This is a genomic window from Bdellovibrio sp. HAGR004, assembly GCF_055397015.1.
This window is the reverse complement of record NZ_AP029176.1, coordinates 1,154,520-1,174,257: the sequence shown is the minus strand read 5'-3', so window position 1 is coordinate 1,174,257 and position 19,738 is coordinate 1,154,520. Positions and strand designations below refer to the sequence as shown.

At 49.9% G+C, this 19,738-nt stretch carries 15 protein-coding genes; 13 read left to right on the top strand and 2 right to left on the bottom strand.

Annotated features, from left to right (window positions below; genetic code table 11):
• Positions 1-170 precede the first annotated feature (170 nt).
• The 3 genes from ACZ5ZV_RS05975 to ACZ5ZV_RS05965 are packed head-to-tail and all read left to right on the top strand — an operon-like array spanning position 171 to position 2,613.
• Positions 171-962, top strand: a complete 792-nt coding sequence (locus tag ACZ5ZV_RS05975) for an undecaprenyl-diphosphate phosphatase (protein WP_464120527.1) — start codon at positions 171-173, stop codon at positions 960-962.
• A 1-nt stretch (position 963) separates the two neighbouring features.
• On the top strand, positions 964-2,109 hold the full coding sequence (locus ACZ5ZV_RS05970) for a mechanosensitive ion channel family protein (RefSeq protein ID WP_464120526.1): 1,146 nt from the start codon (positions 964-966) through the stop codon (positions 2,107-2,109).
• 12 nt (positions 2,110-2,121) lie between these two features.
• On the top strand, positions 2,122-2,613 hold the full coding sequence (locus ACZ5ZV_RS05965) for a hypothetical protein (RefSeq protein ID WP_347359615.1): 492 nt from the start codon (positions 2,122-2,124) through the stop codon (positions 2,611-2,613).
• Positions 2,614-2,659: 46 nt separating this feature from the next.
• Here ACZ5ZV_RS05965 and ACZ5ZV_RS05960 read toward each other — a convergent pair whose 3' ends face one another.
• Positions 2,660-3,868 carry a hypothetical protein gene (locus ACZ5ZV_RS05960; protein WP_347359614.1) on the bottom strand — a complete coding sequence of 403 codons (1,209 nt, stop codon included), beginning with the start codon at positions 3,866-3,868 and terminating at the stop codon, positions 2,660-2,662.
• 469 nt (positions 3,869-4,337) lie between these two features.
• Between ACZ5ZV_RS05960 and ACZ5ZV_RS05955 the strand changes: the two genes are divergently transcribed.
• The 4 genes from ACZ5ZV_RS05955 to rdgB all read left to right on the top strand — a co-directional run bounded on the left by ACZ5ZV_RS05955 (position 4,338) and on the right by rdgB (position 7,204).
• On the top strand, positions 4,338-4,856 hold the full coding sequence (locus tag ACZ5ZV_RS05955) for a hypothetical protein (protein WP_464120525.1): 519 nt from the start codon (positions 4,338-4,340) through the stop codon (positions 4,854-4,856).
• 113 nt (positions 4,857-4,969) lie between these two features.
• The gene (locus ACZ5ZV_RS05950; RefSeq protein ID WP_464120524.1) at positions 4,970-5,758 is read left to right on the top strand and encodes an N-acetylmuramoyl-L-alanine amidase family protein; all 789 of its coding nucleotides are present in this window, start codon (positions 4,970-4,972) and stop codon (positions 5,756-5,758) included.
• Between the two features lie 111 nt (positions 5,759-5,869).
• Entirely contained in the window at positions 5,870-6,601 is a 732-nt protein-coding gene (gene rph / locus ACZ5ZV_RS05945) for a ribonuclease PH (RefSeq protein ID WP_464120523.1), read from the top strand.
• A 3-nt stretch (positions 6,602-6,604) separates the two neighbouring features.
• Entirely contained in the window at positions 6,605-7,204 is a 600-nt protein-coding gene (gene rdgB / locus ACZ5ZV_RS05940; protein ID WP_374000337.1) for an RdgB/HAM1 family non-canonical purine NTP pyrophosphatase, read from the top strand.
• Between the two features lie 70 nt (positions 7,205-7,274).
• Here the strand turns inward: rdgB and ACZ5ZV_RS05935 are convergent, their stop codons facing one another.
• Positions 7,275-7,685, bottom strand: a complete 411-nt coding sequence (locus ACZ5ZV_RS05935) for a hypothetical protein (protein ID WP_464120522.1) — start codon at positions 7,683-7,685, stop codon at positions 7,275-7,277.
• 411 nt (positions 7,686-8,096) lie between these two features.
• Between ACZ5ZV_RS05935 and ACZ5ZV_RS05930 the strand changes: the two genes are divergently transcribed.
• From ACZ5ZV_RS05930 to ychF, 6 genes are all read left to right on the top strand, one after another.
• Positions 8,097-14,813 (top strand): hypothetical protein, encoded by a 6,717-nt coding sequence (locus ACZ5ZV_RS05930; RefSeq protein WP_464120521.1) that lies wholly within the window; start codon positions 8,097-8,099, stop codon positions 14,811-14,813.
• Positions 14,814-15,008: 195 nt separating this feature from the next.
• Positions 15,009-16,118: a ribosome small subunit-dependent GTPase A gene (rsgA, locus tag ACZ5ZV_RS05925; RefSeq protein ID WP_464120520.1), complete on the top strand. Its 1,110-nt coding sequence runs from the start codon at positions 15,009-15,011 to the stop codon at positions 16,116-16,118.
• A gap of 126 nt (positions 16,119-16,244) precedes the next feature.
• The gene (locus ACZ5ZV_RS05920; RefSeq protein ID WP_464120519.1) at positions 16,245-17,189 is read left to right on the top strand and encodes a ribose-phosphate diphosphokinase; all 945 of its coding nucleotides are present in this window, start codon (positions 16,245-16,247) and stop codon (positions 17,187-17,189) included.
• A gap of 115 nt (positions 17,190-17,304) precedes the next feature.
• Entirely contained in the window at positions 17,305-17,946 is a 642-nt protein-coding gene (locus ACZ5ZV_RS05915) for a 50S ribosomal protein L25 (RefSeq protein ID WP_464120518.1), read from the top strand.
• A 73-nt stretch (positions 17,947-18,019) separates the two neighbouring features.
• Complete coding sequence (gene pth / locus ACZ5ZV_RS05910; protein ID WP_464120517.1) at positions 18,020-18,583, top strand: aminoacyl-tRNA hydrolase; 564 nt, start codon at positions 18,020-18,022, stop codon at positions 18,581-18,583.
• Between the two features lie 47 nt (positions 18,584-18,630).
• Complete coding sequence (gene ychF, locus ACZ5ZV_RS05905) at positions 18,631-19,731, top strand: redox-regulated ATPase YchF (protein WP_464120516.1); 1,101 nt, start codon at positions 18,631-18,633, stop codon at positions 19,729-19,731.
• The last annotated feature ends 7 nt before the right edge of the window (positions 19,732-19,738 follow it).

The window sequence follows — 19,738 nt, the reverse complement described above, 5'->3', positions numbered from 1 at the left end:
AAACCCCCTCCGTGGTAAAAAAAATCATATTCACCTTTCTTCTGCGTTGAATACAAAAATCTTAAACAAATCTTAAAATCTTTTGACACAACCCATCGAATATTGAACCCACACCGCTTCTTTTCAATGATGTGGGCGACTGTTTTTATGCAGCGAAAGAGAGTTTCAGCATGAGTTATCTCCACGCCATCATCCTTGGCATTGTCGAAGGTATCACCGAGTTTTTGCCGATTTCCTCCACCGGACATATGATTATTGCCAGCTCCATGATGGGGATTGAAGACAGCACTTTCACCAAAGCCTTCGAGGTCATCATTCAATTTGGCGCCATCATGTCCGTGCTGGTTTTGTACTGGAAACGCTTCCTTCCCCAATGGGGATTCTATAAAAAGTTGTTCGTGGCCTTTCTGCCGACTGTGACCATCGGCTTCTTGGTCAAAGATGTTGTAGAACATCTATTGGGCAGCGTGCACGTCGTGGCCTGGTCGCTGATTATCGGTGGAGTGATCCTGGTGTGGTCCGATAAGATCTTTGCTCATCTGACAATGATGGGGCGAAAAACCGATGATCTGACATACAAGGATTCGGTCAAACTGGGGCTGTTTCAAGCCATCGCCATGATCCCGGGCGTATCACGGTCCGCAGCCACTATCATGGGTGGATTGACACTTGGCATGAACAAAAAAGAGGCAGCGGAATTTTCATTTTTTTTAGCGGTCCCCACAATGGCCGCAGCCACCTTTTACAAGTTGTTGAAAATCTATAAGACGATCGAACCAGAACAAATCAATGTTCTGCTGGTGGGTTGCGTGGTGGCGTTTTTCGTGGCGATGCTTGCGATCAAGTTCTTTATCGGTATAGTGTCTCGCTATGGTTTCCGGGGCTTTGGTTACTATCGAATCGTCTTGGGCGTCGTTTTACTTGTACTACTATATACAGGACACAATCTGCAGGTGATGTAATATGAAAGAACTGTCCAGCATGGAAAGATTTTTATTTGAAGACTCTCAATGGTTTTCAACTGAAATGAGTGAATTCCTAAAATCAACCGTCTTTATTATGCCAACCTGGAAGTGGGCATTCTTGGGAATCGCTTTTGCTGCAGGGATTTTTGTTCTGCGCCCTCTTTTCTACTTCATTCTAAAAGAACTAAAAAAGCACAATCCAATCGTCAAAAAGTATCCAAAAAGCTTCTGGGGTTACTATTTACAATCCAATACCGATCGCCCCTTGGCCTGGATACTGGTTATTCTGTTGTGGTTCGCGGCCGGCGACGCCGCCGATCTTTCAGGAAAATTTGCCAAATACTATGACCACTTTCTTCGCGGTCTGATTGCGATCTTTATCATTCGCTTGATCTGCTATCTGGTCGACGCTGCCTGCTCGGTTCTGGCCGACTACACTTCCAAAACCCCCAGCACCTTCGACGATCAAATCGTGCCCTTTGCATCCAAAGCGGCAAAGATCTTTGTCGTGGTCATGGGTTTCCTGATTGTTCTGCAAAGCTTTGGTCTGAATGTCATGTCACTGTTGGCCGGTCTAGGGCTTGGGGGATTGGCTTTGGCCTTGGCGGCCCAGGATACGGCCGCGAATCTTTTTGGCTCCATTACAATTCTATTTGACCGTCCATTCCAGGTCGGAGACTGGGTCAAAATCAAGGACATGGAGGGCACCGTTGAAGAAATTGGCTTCCGCTCGACTCGTGTTCGCACATTCTATAATTCTTTGATTACTATTCCGAACGCGATGATGGCTAAAGAAACTGTGGATAATATGGGTGTTCGTCCAGCCCGCAGGGTCCGCCAAGTCCTGGGTCTTACCTATGAAACCCCGCCAGAAAAGATCGAGGAATTCTGCGACCGTGTTCGTTATTACATCAAATCCGACGAAAAGGTGATTTCCGACACCGTCACTGTTCATTTCAATAATTATAATGCCTCGTCCCTGGATGTTCTCGTCAACTTCCACCTGAAGGTGTACACTGGACCTGAAGAGCTGGCTCATCAACAAAAAATCTTTATTGAGATTCTGAAGATTGCCGCCGATATGAAGGTCGATTTTGCGTACCCAACGCAGACCGTGTATCAAACGAACCTTACACCCAAATAGGACCCTAGCCCGATGCCAGTAAAGTTGGATTTCGTTATTCTGAAAGAGCAAAACGTTGCCAAAATCAGCTTGGGCGGTTTGCTTGAAAATGACGAAAAGTCTTTCGCGTCCTTGCAGATCCCGGAACATCTGGATCTGCACCTGCATCTGGATCAATTGCGTGGGATTAACTCATTGGGTGTACGGACTTTCATCAACTGGGCCTCGCCACTGAAGAATGCAAAGATTTTAATCTACGATGCGCCCAAATGTTTTATTGATCAGGTCAATATGGTCGATGGCTTTTTACCCAAACAAGCCCGCGTGCGCAGTTTCTCTGTCCCCTATTATTCAGAATCCACCGGGGAAGAAACTCCCGTTCAGTTCTCGATCGGGATTAACTTCTATCTGTACGAAGGCCAGTGGAAGTTTTCCTTCCCTGAAGTCCACGACAGCAACGGACAATTGATGTCCGTGGATATCCAACCGGAACGCTACTTCCGCTTTCTTGAGAAAATGAAATAAAAAAGCCCGCGATTAGCGGGCTTACTTTTTTTTGCAGATTCAGAATCTACTTTTTCTTCTTATTGGACTTACTGGACAAGCCGGCTTCCATACGAATCTTGATGGCCTCAAGCTTCATCTGCTCAGCCTCAGCATCCGCTTTGACAGTAGCCACCTTGATGCGGGATTCTTCAGCCGTGTTTTTTACTGAATCCAATTTGCTCTCAAGCTTCTCGCGTTCTTTCTTGGCCTTCTCAGCCTCTTCCGTCAAACGCTTCAGCTCGCCTTCTGAGCGGGCGATCTCGGCTTCGTATTCAGCAATGGCCTTCTTGGCCCGGGCGATTTCCAGATTCGCTGTCGCCTGCTCTTTACGAAGATTGTTGCGATTACCTTCCAGTTCCTGTCGGGCTTTGGCCGCAGACTGCTTCAACTTCTCTTCCTGAGATTTAGTCTCTGCCACTTTCTTGCGTTCCACTTCGGCGTCTTCCTTGGCTTTCTTGGACGCTTCCAATGAAGCCTTCAGTTCACCTTCGACTTTTTCAATCATGGCTTTGGACTGTTCATCCTGCGCCTTCAAACGCGACATCTCGGCTTCAGCACGCGCTCGGTCCGCCTCCGCACGGGCGATTTCCTGTTTGGCCTTGGCTTCACGGGCTTTGGCTTCTGCCACCGCTTTTTGCGTTAACAGCTTGGCCTTGGAAAGATTCTGTTCGGCCTTCATCGTCTCGGCTTTGGCAACTTCAGCTTCTTGAGAAGCCTTCATTCCTTCTTCCGTCGCTTTGCTTGCCAGCTTTTCTTGTTCCTTCGCCTCGTCGCCTAACTCTTTGGCTTTGCCTTCAGCTTGCTTGCGTTTGCCTTGAGCTTCATCACGCACCTGCTGGGCTTTTTGAGTCTTTTCCTGTGCGGCCTTGATGCGGGCCTGAGCCGCGGCTTGTTCTTTTTCGGCGGCTTTTTGAGCCCGCTCATGCTCTGCCGCTTCGGCTTTTAGTTTGGCTGATTCGCGCTCGGCTTCGGCCTGCTCTTTCTTGGCATCATTTTCCAAAGAGCGAGCTTTATTAATCGCCGCCTGAGATTCCGCGCGCACTTTGTCGCGGCGTTTGCGATCTTCTTCCGCGCGTTTCTTTGCTTCGTTCGCTTCGGCCTTCGCAGCCTCGGCATCTGCAGTGGCTTCTTCAGCTTCAATCTGCGAACTGTCCACCTGCGCTTTGGCCGTCAGTGGCATGGTTGAGGTCATCAGAGCTGCCAAGAGAAGAATCCCAAGGGGTTTTAACTGCATTGAATGTCTCCTTCGATGTTTCAATCGATGTTCAATAGCACTTAGGATAATGGGATTTTGGGCAAAAAAAAAGCGACCAGGATTTGGGGGGGAGGGGTCCTGGCCGCCATGGGGGGTTGCCTTGTACTAAAGCAACCGCGATGCCATGCCTACTACTTCGTCAGATCCGATTAAACTCACAGAGCGCTCAAATCCTATGTCGAGGTTTTTGACAGAAAACGACAATTGTCGGACGGAAGTTTCATATAAACGTGTCTTTGTGGGAGGCTCTGCCTCGACGTTCGCCCCTTCCAGATCACCCATTTTTTTTAGTCAGATTGTCTCAAAGTGAGTAGACGCAGGTCCGGATTTTATAGGAAACCGCACTGGATCTCTTATCCGTGCGATCCCCAAGCTCATCTCATTGCCCCACAGTAAAACAACAACCCTATGTTTTGAAAGGATAACAAAACACGTGAAGCACTTACGAATGAGTCTAAACATCGTCCTGGCAGCATCCCTTATGACAATCGTGTCCTGCTCCGACAGCAAGAAGTCAAATCCTGGTTCCACAGAGCCGGACCTGACTGGTTACTGGAAAGGCCAATGCCAGGCGGCACCTATGCTGTTGGCTATCGGCAGTAGCTATGATTACTTCCAGCTTAATGAAGACGGATCTCAAAACCTTTTCCGCGTAAACTACGAAAGTTACGATTGTAGCGGCGATGTGTTCAGTATTAATAGCCTTGGTACAAACACTGTTGAAATTGGCAATATTGTGTCTCAGTCCCCGTGGACCGTAGAATTCAACTCCACAAGATGCAATACCACAACATACTTAACTGCCAAGCTTGAATCAGAAGAACTCTATATCGCCGAAGGCGAATGCGGCAGCGAACCTGAAACACGCTGCACTGAATTCGATGGAGCTCCCGCTTACTCCCGCATGGCAGAAGAAGATATTCCAACCGTTCCAGTGAACGCCTCCCCTTCCTTCTGTATTCAGTAAGAAGCTTTGGAGCCTGCATCTTCGCAGGCTCCTTTCCTTGACCCATGGCTAGGTTCGGGCCGATTCGGGCTCTGGACTCGACACACCCTCGACTTCCTTCTTATTCTGATTTTATGAATCTTCCGTTTCTGAAACAAAGCCTTGGGGCTTTGCTTATTCTCTGTACGTCCTCTGCAGCCAATGCCTTGCATGTCATGCTCGATCCCGGTCATGGGGGTGTGGATACGGGAGCCGTTTACAGTGGCGCCAAAGAAGCGGATCTGGTTCTTAAAGTCGCACAGAAGCTGCAAGTGCTTCTGGAAAACGATGACCAGTTCACGGTCAGCATGACTCGCACCAACGATCGCAACCTTGGACTTCCCGAACGTGTGAAACTGGCCGAAAGCTCCAAAGTCGATCTGTTCGTCAGCCTGCACGCCAATGCCGCTGCCGATCAGCGCGCCAAAGGGGTTGAGTTTTTCTTCCAGAACAATTTACCTCCGGATGAGGATGCTCTGTTCCTGGCCAGTCAGGAAAATCAAATGGTCCTGAATCGCCGTGAACTGCAGGAGATTTCCGGTGGTGATGAACTTTCCAAAAAAGGCGATGTGGCCGCTATTGTCGAGGACTTACAACGTCAAAGCCGCATGAACAGCAGCCTGCGTCTGACGCAAACACTGACCCAGGTGTGGGAGCGCGATTCTTCGGCGGCCCAAGCCACGATCAAACAAGCCCCCTTCTATGTGATCTCAAAAACCACCATGCCCTCAGTTTTGATTGAGATAGGATTCCTCACAAATCCCAAAGAGGTCAAAAAGCTGGTCAGCGCGAATTATCAAAGCGACCTTGCTCAAAAAATCTACAACGCCCTCCAGTCCTATAAAGAAAAGATGGACAACCACAACGCAAAAACCCTAAATTAGACAAGTCTTACCACCCCCAATTTAAGACTGTTCAAAGGGTTGCGCCGCAATGCAAAGCCGCCGCACGACAACGCGTCGGACGGATCATTTTCGACAGTCGCAGGAGTTTTTATGCGCGCTGATGGCCGCTTATTTGATCAACTACGAAATATCAAAATCACACCAAATGTGTCTGAATACGCTGAAGGTTCGGCGCTGGTGGAATTTGGTCGCACCAAAGTTCTTTGCACCGCCACTTATGAAGCCAAAGCGCCCTCTTGGTTGGTGGGCACGGGGGCTGGCTGGGTGACGGCTGAATATGGCATGCTTCCCCGCTCCACCCACACACGTATCAAGCGTGAAAAGTCCATGACGGGCGGACGCACTCAGGAAATTTCTCGCCTGATCGGCCGTTCACTGCGTGCCGCGGTGGATTTGAAACAAATGGGTGAAAAACAGATCATCGTGGATTGTGATGTTCTGAACGCCGATGGTGGCACTCGCACTGCCTCAGTAACCGGTGGCTTTGTTGCATTGGCACTGGCGCTTAAAAAACTGCATGCTGTCAGCGAAATCAAATCCATGCCTTTGACAAACTATGTGTCTGCCATCAGCGTGGGCCTGCATGAGAACAATATTCTGCTGGACCTGAACTATGACGAAGATTCTGCGATCGGCACCGACATGAACTTTGTTATGACGGACAAAGGCCAATTCGTTGAGGTTCAGGGAACTGCTGAACATGTGCCCTTCACTCGCGATCAGTTGTTCAAAATGATGGACGTCGCGGAAAAAGGCTGCCGTGAACTTTTCATTCACCAAGCTGCGGTGATGGGTGAAATCTATAAAATTGCTGGGGTTTAAAAAATGGAATTGTGGATTGCGACCGGAAACAAAGGAAAACTGGCTGAATACAAACAACTGCTGCGTGAACTTCCAGACTTAAAAGTCTTTTCACAAGGCGACATTCCATCCTTCACTCCCCGTCCAGAAGACGGAAAAACTTTCGAAGACAACGCCCGCATCAAAGCCAAAACTTTGCGTGCGGTGAAAAACAATGTTTGGGTGCTGGGGGAAGATGCCGGACTTGTGGTTGAGGGGCTCAATGGTCTGCCCGGAATTCATTCCGCTCGCTATGCCGGACCGAAGGCTTCTGACAGCGAGAACGTGGCCAAGCTTTTGAAGATGATCACTTTAAAACCGATGCCCAACAAAAACGCGAAGTTCGTCTGCACTACAGTGGTTTACACACCAACCGGGGAAGAATGGGTCTTCACCGGCGAAATGAAGGGCACGATAGCCTCTAAACCAGCCGGCCTGCACGGTTTTGGTTATGATCCGGTGTTTATCCCGGAAGGCCAAACACAGACGCTGGCAGAGCTGGGTACAGGCTACAAGAGCCTGCTTTCCCACCGGGCGATGGCACTCAAAGCTTTCCTTGAAAAACTACAGACTGTGAATCCGTAAATGAAAAGCCCCCATAATCTGACTGACTATGGGGGCTTTTTTTTGCGAACTTCTATTTAATTTTTAAAAACTACTCGCCACCCATCGAAAGAGTGCATGAAAGTGGGCTATTAGCCAAAATAACTCGTCCACCTTTGATGATGGTGATGGTGCCTTTTTTCAGATCCAACTGAAAGGTGCGTTCTGCGATGTCACTGTACGCTTCAACGTAAATCCAATTTTGCATGCGCTTGTCACTCCCGGAAACGCTGAATTGAATCTCGTCGGTTCCAAACTTCAAATCAGAATCTCCTGATCTGTCTTCAAAGTGACGCATAAAAGGATGAAGCTTGCCGTCGCGACCTATTCTGTTATCGATTTTAAGACGCTGGCCAACGTTTTTATACTCGTAACTGCAGCTGAGCTCTGTCACAGCCTGGGCCACTGTGGAAAATGTGGAAATAGCAAGGATTGCCGTCGCAATAGCGGACTTCATTTTCATAAGATTCTCCTTAGTTAATTTGGCTTAAGCCAATTTTTTAATGGTCTTGTGACAAAGTGAGTTCTTGCAGCATTCGCGCCCCCATGCCTCCGCCCGGCCCAGCTGCACTTAAAATGCAGGACAAGGACATTTGTGTATGCAATGACTCATACTGAGCTGTGGCTTAAGTGTATGCCACAGCTCAACTTTTCTTCACGTGTGACATTCTAGGGCAGCCACTGAGCTGGGTGCGGGGCGTGAGAGACTTTCAGGACCATTGTCTTTGTCATGGAGTAATACAGAACACATCCGCGAGTCTTTCATTGGAGATATCTTCATTTTAACGCAAAAAATCTTCAGCTGTTCTCGTTGGTGGCCGATAGATTCTTCATGGGAATCTTGGAGCGTTCTTTACTCATCATTTGTCTCATTTTGAGTCAAACCGCGTGTAATATTCAGGCGACGCTCACTGATATTTCCCCTACTATAATCTCAGGAAAAATCATTCTTCCCGAAAGTCAGTTTTCCACGGGCATCCTAAAGACCCTAGGTTCATACATTGGTCTTGGATGCCCCGCAAACGTCACGCTCTATCGCGGCGACAATCCCGCAGCTCTACAGACAGTTTCTGTTTCAAGCGATGGAACCTATGCGTTCACCATCAGCGAGGCGGACCGCGACAGTTTAAAAAATGGAAGTCTCCAGTACAAAGCTGTGATGAGCAATTGTGACTCTAGCTTCAGTCGCCCCTTGACGGGCATGGAGAATCAAAACATTTCGCTCGGAAGCGAACTCACCGAACAAGCTCTGGCCGTAGCGGCCTTCCAGGGGATCTCCAAAAGCAGTATTGACAAGACTGCACTCGGAAACTTCGTCGCACGCCTGCAAATGATTGAAAGTGAATACGGCCTGCCATCTCTAGAGGGCACCTACCTTGAAATCAAAAACTCCCCAGCCCTTTCTGCCGAGTTTTTGAAGGTCTATGGCTTTAACGTTGAAAAAGTCGAAGACATCACTCCTGAGATCAAAAAAATGACGGTGTCCTCAAGCTTCGGCGAGGGGCAAACGCTGACCCCGATTGTAGAAACTCAGCACTGGTCTTCAAACTACCTGACAATCTACAAGTGGGAACTGGATGGTCAAGTGGTCTCCCATTCCAGCACTCCCTCCTTCAGTAAGGTCTTTTCGGCCAACTCCCAGGGTTCGCGCAGCGTGAAGATCACCCTGGGGCGTGACGATGGCACCGGGAAGATCGACACGACAAAACCAATTTGGACTCGCACTTTTAACGTCCAAGTTGACAACACAATTCCACCAACCTCCCCGACCTTCACCAAAGCCACGCCGACAGGGGCGTTTATCAACTCTGCAAATGTCGTCCTAAATCTCAATACAGGCGCCTCTTTAATCAACTGCGAGTCGTTTTCGTCTCTAGCGCTGACGGAAAATGCTGCCATTGCACCGACCAATGAATCTGCTTACAACATCACCTGCAACGCCTCGGGTACTCAAACCCTCAACTATACTCTGGCTTCCGAAGATGGTCCGATCACCCTGAAGCTGTGGGCCCTGGATGCCAGCAAAACGATCTCCACCGTTCCAACCCAAGTGACCTTCACGCTGGATCGACAAGCTCCGGCGGTCTCTCTGGCTGCATTAAGCTCGGCCAACCTGCAGGGAAATTCTTTGGTGGATCTTACATATTCCGCCACCGATTCTTATGGAATCGCCTCGCTCACCTTGCAAATTGCCGAAGACGGCAACACCTTCACGGATGTCGCAACACTTGCTTCTTCAGCAACCTCTTATCAATGGCGGGTTCCAACTCTGGACGCCAGCGGAGTCAAAATCCGACTGGTTGCCATCGACAATGCCGGCAATAGCAATACCTCAACAAGTGCAGCCTTTAATATCTCTAGCACGGCTCCAAACCCTCCCGTACTTTCCTTAAATACCGTGACTCCATCTCAATCCACCAGCGTTTCTTTAACCAACCAAAACTGCAATAAGGCTGCGTCTCAGATCATTTTCACAGACTCCACTCTGCAGCCTGGCCTTGGTGACAGCCGTTGGCAGACTTGCACCGCGGGAGGCACCTACACCTACACAATCCCCGCAACCCAAGGCGTTCATAACATCTATGGTTGGCTGCGAGATCTGGCCGGGAATATTTCGTCCTATTCTTTAGTGGAGTTCACCCATGACACTGTTGTGCCCGTCGTGGCACTGACCTCGCTGAACAGCGGCCTTTACAAAGGTGGATCGACCCAAACCTTTTCTTGGACAGCCAGCGATGCGGGAGGACTGAGCAATACTCCTATTGCATTGGAATACTCTACCAATAACGGCATCTCTTGGAACTCCATCGCTTCAGGTCTCAGCAACTCAGGCGTATATCTCTGGACAGTTCCAAGTGTCGACTCCAATACGGTCAAAGTTCGTGTCACGGCCACTGACAAAGTCGGCTTGACGGCCTCATCTGTCTCGTCGGGAAGCCTGACTGTGGACTCCACTGCTCCAACAGTTTCCCTGACTAATCTGCCAGTTACCATTCAAGGTGCCACCCCTTTCAATCTGCAATTTTCAGCCAGTGATACCAACAATATTTCTTCACTCACTTTGCAGTTTGCCCAGGATGGAACAACTTTTACGGACATCGCCACACCCGCCGCCGGAAGCACCAGCTATCTTTGGTCCCCGCCCGCGGTAAATACCGCTGGATCAAAAGTAAGACTTATTGCCATGGATATGGCCGGGAACTCTTCCACGATCACTTCTGCCGCATTTGGTATCGACAGCACTGCCCCGACTCTTTCACTGACCTCGTTTAACAGTGGCAGCTTTAAAGGAAGCTCGGTTCAAACAATCACCTGGAATGCCTCAGATGACGTCGGCCTCAATAGCGGCTCTATCAGCATTGACTATTCCAGCGACAACGGCTTGACCTGGAATTCCATTGCAAACACTCTTGATAATGCAGCCAACGACACTTGTGTGGTGCCCGGTGGCAGCAGTGGCTGTTACACTTGGACTTTACCCCTGATAAATTCAAACCAAGTCCGGATTCGCGCCAAGGCCACCGACAGTTCAGGCAACAGTAAGACAGTGGCCTCCTTGGCCGCGCTGATCATTGACTCCGCCGCGCCGACAATTTCACTGAATAACTTTAATTTTGGGATATTCAAAGCTGGCAGCACAGAGCCTATCGCCTGGAGCTCTTCAGACAACTTTGCACTTGCCGGAAGCCCTGTGGCTATTGAATACAGTTCCAACAACGGCAGCACCTGGACAACATTGTCCCCTGGCACAATCAACGGCTCCAGCGGTGGCTGTAGCATTCCTGGTGGAAGCAGCGGTTGCTATAGCTGGACTCTGCCGTCCCTGGACTCCACAACCATGCTGGTTCGCCTGACTGCTTACGATGCCGTTGGCAACTTCAGTCAGACCCTCTCCACATTGGCCTTCACAGTGGACAACACAGTTCCATCGGTCACTCTGACTTCGATGAACTCCGGATCATATCAAGGCGGCTCCGTTCAAAGTATCAACTGGAATGCTTCTGACAATATTTCTTTGGCGGGTTCCCCTGTCAGTATTGATTACACCGCGGATGGCGGCACCACTTGGAACAGCATTGCCACAGCTCAGCCGGCCTCTGGGAGCTATGCCTGGACAATCCCCAGCTCGATCAACTCCTCTCAAGTCAAGATTCGCATTTCTGCCATCGACTCTGCAGGCTGGAGCAACTCTGCCATCTCCAGCTCCAACCTGACTGTGGACTCTACAGCTCCTGGCTCCCTTGTGCTTACTCGCACCAGTAGTGCTTATAGCAATACAAACTCAATCTCCATGAACATTACCGGATGCACCGGCGATGCCGTTAAAATGCTTTTCTCTGAAAGCGCCTCTGTGCCACTGGCAAGCGATCCTAACTGGACCGCCTGCGCCTCCAGCAAGGTCTTTACTACCAGCACCGGGGATGGCCTGAAGTCTGTCTATGCTTTTGCTATGGATGCCGTCGGGAACATCAGCGCCGTAAGTTCACCAGCCACCTTCACACTGGATACTGTGGCACCGGCAATAAGTTTCAGTTCTGGAGCCATTTTCCAAGGCAACAGTTCAGCCACTTTCTCTTGGCTGCTCACCGATCAAAACACATCCAGTTCCCAGAACTTTGTCGTTGAACTGGCCTCTGACGGCAGTAACTATATTGCTCAGCCCGCAGTAGCAGCCGCCAATGGCCCTCTTAGCAACAGACCTTTCAACACCAGCCTCAGCCTGCCCGACGTTTCCCACGCAGGCGCTAAAGTGCGAGTCTCTTTCACTGACCTTGCCGGAAACTCCGCAAATGCGGTCTGGACATTCAAGATTGATAACTCCAAGCCCACCATCAGCAGTTTTAACCTGAACAATGGAGCCGCCAACACCTCGAACAATAACGTTCAAATCAGTCTCAATGCCGCGGACTCTTTCAGCAAAGTGAATCGTGTGTGCTTCCTAAGCTCCAGCATAGGCACTCCGGCCACCCCTGCCAGCAACGCCGCCTGTTGGACAACTCTGGCAACGGGGTTGCAATCGCAAACAGTCTCAATCACTCCTGCGGATGGAATCTACTATCTTTTGGGTTTCACAAAACAGTCTTACTCTGTCTATGTTTGGGTCATGGACGAAGCTGGCAACATCTCTGCCAACAGTGGCAGCGATGGCGTCGATAAAAAATCTATTTACTTCGATCCAGGCACGCCCCCTGTGGTTAAGGACGTCATCGCCGCAAATGTCGATGTTCCGTCGTCTCCACCACTGAAGTCACAGCTAAAAACCAGCGTCAGTCAGCAAACTGTCTATATCCGTTGGAATGCCTCTGATCTTGAAGGGCTTGCAGCCAATCCAATTTCACTGTCGTATACGACCGACGAAGTGAACTTTGTCGATATCCCTGGCGCCCAAAATCTTCCAAATGCCGTCAATGGAGGATGTACCAACCAAGACGCGTCCACCGGGTGCTACACCTGGACGAATGCACCAACTTCGGGATACTTTTCGATTCGTGTGACGGCGAAAGACACTTTGGGACTGAAAACCTTTGCACGCTCCTCAGGTCTCAATGACGACAATCTGCAGATTATTGCGGGGAATATTGGCTCAGGACTGAAAGGCAGTGCCATGGGGTACACCTTCAGAACCGGCAGCCAAACCTCGGGCTACACCCTGGATTCAGGGGGGCTGATTTTTGCCGATGACGGACGTGTCTTTGTTCGGGATCTAGTCGACGGACTGTTGTGGATCAATCCGGCCACAGGGGTCATTGACAAATTTATTCCAACGACTGGAACATCCAGTGGCGATGGGGGCCCGGCCACCTCTGCAACTCTGAAATACCCCGAAGCCCTAAGACTTGATTACAACAATGGACTGCTGATCTGGGACTCTGATCGCATTCGTCGCGTGGATCTTAACACCAATATCATCACCACCATTGTTGGCGGCGGAGCAAGCACTGATCCGGCAGGGACACAAGTCGACTGGAATCAGATTAAGCTTGCGGCCTATGATGAAGCCACCGCTGGCTGGACCGTGCTTCCCAACGGTGACATGTACTTCCGCGCCTCCAGCAGTGGAAATGGGGTCTTCCAACACTATGTTGCAGCCACTCAAAAAGTGGAGCGTATCCAGACTCAAGGGCCAGGCTTTGACACCAATGCCAGCGCGCCATGGACCCCTCAGGGTGGTTACACTCGCTATCCCAGAGCTATTCACGTAAAATTCAACCCAACAACTTCAGCCGTCGAACACATGCTGGCCATGATTTACTATCTGGTGCTGGGGAACGATCAACAAAGTTACGCCCGCTTGGATTTCCTGAATGGAAGCCACAGTCAAACTTACTCCACGATGGCCCCTTATGACATTGCCTTCCCTTACCACCCATGGTTGATGACCGGGATGGATGGTAAATTCTATGTGGTGACGCACGACCGCAGTGCCCTTTATTCATGGGATCCAGACACAAACTCGCTCACATTGCTATTAGGCACCACCAGCGGCTCAAGGGCCATCTGTCCCGATGGAACGCCCAAAACCAGCTGTGCGCTTATGCTCAACGATGTCTTCATTTCAAAAACCGGACAGATCTTCTTTATGGAAAAAGGTTTGATCCGCACCATAGATAGTGACAACAAAATCCTGACCGTGTTTGGTCAGGGCCTCACCTCTGGTGATGGCGATCGCTCCACCAATGCTCGTATCAGTTCAATTATGGACCTTGAGTTTGGTAAAAACATTGGCGGTGCCCGCGATCGGTTCTATATCATCGACTGGGGTAACTACTCGATTCGTGAATTCCAACTGGGTGGCAGCATCCGATATATCGGCTATGGCGGACTTTATAACTTCGCCTCCGATCCTGCCACTGGCGATATTTTCTGGGGCAATTCAGGCGGGCTTTATCGCCTTGATTACAGCACTCTTGCTTCGAATCTGGTTGCCGGTGGCGGAGGTACTGCCTTCACGACCGCAGCGGATGGAACTAATGGCGCCAGTATCAGCTTCACCGCCGGGGCCAGCATTGCCTACAACGGCCAGGTTCTGGCCTGGGATGGAAAAGATGTGTTACAGCATAAATCCCGTTGGAACTCGGGGACCGTTGATGCCATGTTGAAAATCTATGACAGCAGCAGCTCTTACAAACAGTATCATGTTGCCGGCGTGACCGGAACCAATGGGCCTTTCCCAACAACGACAACCCCTGCCGCTACGGCCTACCTTCCCTCCTATGGGGGACTCTCTGGCGCCTACCCTTCCACCGCAAACAGTTGGCTGCTGACTCCGTTTAGCTCCACCATCTATTCGGTCACCCGAGGCGGAGACATTTCTCCCTATAAGAACTTCCCTAGAAGTATGACTGGCTTTGCTTGGGACAATAAGGTCCACGATGCCACTCGTGAACGATTCTTCTATTGCAACAACAACAAGCTTTACCAATACGATATGAAAACTGACTCAGAATCACAGTTAAGCTGGTCCCAGCCAGGCCTGTCATGTGTAGGCTCAGCTCGTCGACTTCTCTATCATCCCGAGCGCAACTCGGTCATATTCGCGGTGTATTCTTCCGGATTCTATGGTGTGGCAGAATACTTCCTGCCAGACTGACCTCTTTTGCACCAGGGACTTGCATAATTTCCAGATATAGAGAATACTTTAGAAACACCCAAACAAAGGAGGGCTGATGATTGTTCTATCTTCTATCAAATTTGCTGGCTCTCCTGCGGCTGTTTAATTCAATTTAAATTTCAAATTCGCCCCACGAGAGCTCCTTTTTTTATTTTTAACTAAATGGAGTCATCCGTGAATTTTAATCACAGCATCCTCGAATGGGGATGGAATGTATTTTTCCAGACACAACTGGAAATGCGCCCGCTTGCCAACGATGAAGTGGTCGCACGAATTATCAACCAAGAACGCGAAATGTACCGGGTGGTTTATTTTACCGCTGATGGCGCTGAAAAAGCCCAAGCCCAACTGACCGGCAAGTTTCGCTATGAACACGAAGACATCAACCTGGAATACCCCGGCGTGGGCGACTGGGTGATTTGCAAACTGCATTCAGACGGAACGCAAGCCCTGATTCATGAAGTGCTGGAAAGAAAATCCTGCTTCTATCGCAAAGAACCCGGCAGCGGCGCGCGAGCGCAGGTGGTGGCCGCCAACGTGGACACGATCTTTGTGACCATGTCGGCGAATCAGGATTTTAACTTAAAGCGCCTGGATCGCTACATGAGCCTTGCATGGGAAAGCAATGCCTCCCCTGTCATTGTTCTGACGAAGGCGGATCTTTGTGACGACATCGCCAGCCTGCTTCGGGCGGTCGAGTCCCAGCATATGGGCGTCCCCGTTCACGCCGTCAGCGCCCTGCAACCGGAAACAGTGCTCGGGTTGAATCCCTATTCGGCGCCGGGGAAAAGCTTGGTGCTCTTGGGCTCTTCTGGTGTTGGCAAGTCCACCTTGGGAAATGTGCTGCTGGAAAAAGAGCAGCTCAAAACTCAGGGCATCCGGGAAAGCGACGACAAGGGAAAGCACACCACGACATCGCGATCCTTGTACCAGCTTCCCTCGGGAGCCTTACTGATGGACACCCCGGGTATGCGCGAGTTGGGGCTTTTGGACCACCGCGAGGGCTTTGATAGTCAGTTCGAGGATATTGTCGATCTGGCCACCCAGTGTCGGTTTTCTGACTGCCAACATAGAACTGAACCGGGCTGCGCCATCCTGCGGGCTTTGCAAAATGGGGAACTTTCCACAGAAAGATGGGAAAGTTTTCAAAATTTGGATCGAGAACTGCGTTATTTTCAGCGCAAATCCGATCCGGAAATCGCCCGGGAAGAGCGTCAAAAGTGGAAAAAAATTTCCCAGGATCTGCGCGTGCGCTTGAAGCATAAATCCAGAGGAGAAATATAGAGAAAGGGGCCCTAAAAAGGCCCCTTTTGGGTAGACAAAATCAGGACCCCTTGCTAGCTTCCTTTAAACGCATCCCTACTCTGACAGCGTCAGAGTGCACAACGTCAACTCAGGAGACTACGAGTGATGAAGGGCCTAAAAATCTTTACTGCCAATGCCAATCCCATATTAGCCAAAAAAGTAGCCGAAGCCGCCGGAGTTGAGCTCGGGTACTGTGAAGTCAGCAGTTTTGCTGATGGCGAAATCCAGGTCGAGATACATGAGAGCGTCCGCGGGCAACACGTGTTTGTTGTCCAAAGCACCTGCCCTCCTGTAAATCAAAACTACATGGAGCTGTTTGTGATGCTCGATGCCCTTCGCCGGGCGTCTGCCGCCTCCATTACGGCCGTCATTCCCTATTACGGTTATGCCCGCCAGGACCGTAAAGTGGCTCCCCGCGCGCCCATCTCTGCCAAATTGATGGCGGACTTGCTGACGACCGCCGGAGCCGACCGGGTGGTGTCCGTGGACCTGCACGCTGCCCAAATCCAAGGATTCTTCAATGTCCCGGTGGATCACTTGTTTGCAATTCCGACTTTGGCTCGCGCTTGGCGTGAGGCCTATGGCCAGGGCTCCGACTTTGTTGCGGTGAGTCCAGACGCCGGAGGGGTCGAAAGAACCCGGGCCTTTGCCAAAAGAATTGAGTCCTCGATGGCGATTATCGATAAACGCCGATCCGGACCTAATGAGGCCAAAGCGTTGCATTTAATCGGGGATGTGGCTGGTAAAACGGCCGTGATCGTGGACGATATGATCGATACGGCGGGAACTCTTACACAAGCAGTTGACAGCCTCTACAAGAATGGGGCAAAACGTGTGTTCGCCGTTGCAACGCACCCCGTTTTATCGGGTCCCGCGATCAATCGTTTAAAAGAAAGCCAGATCGAAAAAGTCTGGGTGACTGACACGGTTCCGCTAACTGACGCGGCGAAAAACTGCGGAAAAATTGAAGTGGTTTCTGTAGCTCCGGTTCTGGCCGAAGCAATCAAGCGTATCCACGGCAACGACTCTGTCAGTTCGCTTTTTGACTGAACGGCCTCAGCCGACAGAGCTGAAGCTCCGAAAGGTGCGAAAGCTGAAGTAGAAACTTAAACCACCATTTTGGTGGATATTATTAACTTCCTCTATTGGACTAGAAGGATAAAAAATGAAAACAAGAATCGACCTTACAGTTGAACCTCGTCAAACTGGTAAACACACAAGCCGTGGCCTGCGCGTGAGCCGCAACGTTCCTGCTGTTATCTACGGAGCTGTAACTCCAACGAACGTTTCCGTTGGTGAAAAAGAAATCGTTAAGTACAACACTCGCGCTTACGAGAATGCTCTTTTCAACTTGAAATCCACTGACAAAACAGCAAACGGTATCGTTGTTTTGATCAAATCCGTAGACGTGCACCCACTAACTCGCCGTCCTCAGCACGTTGACTTCTTCGCTTTGGATCTTAAAAAAGCTGTTCGCGTTAACGTTGAAGTTCGTCTTGAAGGTAAACCAATCGGTCTTTCTGAAGGCGGTTTGTTGAACGTTGTTCTTCGTTCCGTTGAGGTTGAGTGCTTGCCAACTGAAATCCCTGAATTCTTCACTGCTGACGTTTCTAACTTGGCAGTTGGTGATGCTCTTCACGTTTCCGACATCAAAGTTTCTGGCTCCGTGAAAATGATCACTGGTGCTGAGCAAACTGTTGCAGTTGTTAACGCTCAAGAAGAAGAAGCTGCTGCTCCTGCTGCCGCTGCGGCTCCTGCTGCTGCTGCTCCAGCTGCTGCTGCAAAAGCACCTGCTGCGAAAAAATAATTCGCACGCACGAATTGATAGTTCAAAAAGGCAGCTCACCCGAGCTGCCTTTTGTTTTTGAAAGGCTTGAACAATGTGGTTGATTGTTGGACTTGGAAATCCCGGCGGAGAATATAAACTGACTCGTCACAATATCGGCTTTATGGCCATCGACTATTTGATGGAAGGCCTGGGCAACCCCGCCATTAAAAATCAATTCAAGGCCGAAATTGCGCAGACCAAAATCAAAGATCACCCGGTCATACTTTGCAAACCGCAAACCTACATGAATCTTTCCGGCGAATCCGTGCAGCCTTTGATGGGCTTCTATAAAATCCCTCAAGAACGCCTGATTGTAATTCATGACGACATTGACCAGCCCTTCAATCAGATGAAGATTCACAAGAACCGTGGCCATGGTGGCCACAACGGCATTAAGAGCATCTCGGGTCTGTTGGGGTCCATGGACTATACCCGCCTGAAGTTGGGCGTCGGTCGTCCCGAGAATCCTCATATTCCCGTGGCCGACTATGTGCTGGGCAAATTTACCAAAGAAGAGTTCGCGCAAATGCCGGATTTCCTGAATAAAGCCGGTGATGCGATTGAAAGTATCATTCTGGACGGAATTCAAAAAGCTTCGACAAAATTCAACACTTAGGCTAGATTGACTGCGTTTGTTTAATACTGTTTTCCAAGGGGTTTTTAATGGCACTTCAGGTTGGTATCGTAGGATTACCGAATGTTGGCAAAAGTACTTTGTTCAACGCTCTTACTTCCGCAAAGGCTGAGGCCGCTAACTATCCGTTCTGTACAATTGATCCAAACGTGGGCGTTGTGACGGTTCCCGATCCACGCATGGATAAAATCACCGAATTCATCAAGCCACAGAAGGTGGTTCCGACAACGATGGAATTCGTGGATATCGCTGGTATCGTTAAAGGAGCTTCCCAGGGTGAAGGTTTGGGAAATCAGTTCCTTTCTCACATCCGTCAAACTGATGCCATCGTTCACGTGGTTCGTTGTTTTGACGACCCAAATATCATTCACGTGGCAGGATCCGTAGATCCAATCCGTGACATCGAGATCATCAACACCGAACTTCTTTTGGCGGACCTGGATTCCGTGGAAAAGCGTTTGCAGCGCACGGAAAAACAAGCCAAGAATTCCACCGACAAGAAATTGAAACTGGAAGTGGAAGTTGCAAAAAAAATCAAAGAGGCATTGGGTAAAGGCCTTCCGGCTCGTTCCGTTGCCTTGGACGATATGGAAATGGGTGCTTTGCGCGAAATGCATCTGCTGACGGCAAAACCAGTTCTTTACGCAATGAACGTAAACGACACGGACTTCGCCGCCGGTGGCAACGACTGGACAAAAGCTGTTGAAGCTCGCGCCGCTGAGGAAAACAACAAAACCATTCTGATCTGTTCTGCGATGGAAGCAGAGATTGCTTTGTTGCCACCAGAAGAACGTAAGGACTTCCTGGATGCTTTGGGCGCGGAAGAGCCAGGCTTGAACCGCTTGATCCGTGAAGCTTATAAACTTTTGGGTCTGCAAACATACTTCACTGCAGGTGTGACTGAAGTTCGCGCTTGGACCATTCGTGCCAACACGAAAGCTCCTCAGGCTGCGGGTGTGATTCACTCGGACTTCGAACGCGGTTTCATTAAAGCTGAAACTTACCACTGTGAAGACTTGTTCAACTATAAGTCCGAACAAGCCATCAAGGATGCCGGCAAATACCGCATCGAAGGTAAAGAGTACGTGGTGAAAGACGGCGACGTCTTGTTCTTCAAATTCAACGTTTAATTTTTCC